General features: G+C 74.1%; 1 pseudogene. It reads left to right on the top strand.

Going from position 1 to position 680, the window contains the following annotated elements:
• Positions 1 to 680: pseudogene (locus IEW24_RS16670) on the top strand (hypothetical protein); the annotation flags it as partial.

The following is a 680-nucleotide window of genomic DNA, read 5'->3' as shown; positions in this document are numbered from 1 at the left end:
GCCCACGGACGGCGGCGGCACAACGCCTCCCACCGGCGGTGGCGGCACGACCCCGCCCACGGACGGTGGCGGCACCACGCCTCCCACCGGCGGTGGCGGCACAACCCCGCCCACGGACGGCGGCGGCACAACGCCTCCCACCGGCGGTGGCGGAACAACCCCGCCCACGGACGGCGGCGGCACAACGCCTCCCACCGGCGGTGGCGGAACCACCCCGCCCACTGACGGCGGGACCCAGGGCTCGCTGATCGACATCGCCCCCACTGTCGGTGTGTCCCTCGAGGATGTGCTCGCCAGCTCCAACGGAACGGACGGCAGCGGATCCACGGGCATCGGCGGGCTCGATCTCGGCATCACCGCACCGACTGCGGTCGGTGGTGATGATGGCCTGATCAGCACCGCCCCCACTGTTGGCCTCAGCGTCGAGGACGTGCTCGCCAGCCACACCGGCGGCGGCACCGGAGGAACGGGCGCCGGTGGCTCCAGCGTCATCGGTGGTCTTGACCTCGGCGTGGCCGCTCCCACCACCGTGGGCGGCGACCATGGCCTCGTCACCACCGCCCCCGCCGTTGGCCTCAGCGTCGAGGACGTGCTCGCCAGCCACACCGGCACGGGCACCGACGCCAGCGGCTCCAGCGTCATCGGCGATCTGGATCTGGGCGTGGCCGCTCCCACCACCG

Source organism: Azorhizobium oxalatiphilum, from assembly GCF_014635325.1.
Taxonomy (GTDB): Bacteria; Pseudomonadota; Alphaproteobacteria; order Rhizobiales; family Xanthobacteraceae; genus Azorhizobium; species Azorhizobium oxalatiphilum.
This window is presented reverse-complemented; position numbering and strand designations above follow the sequence as displayed.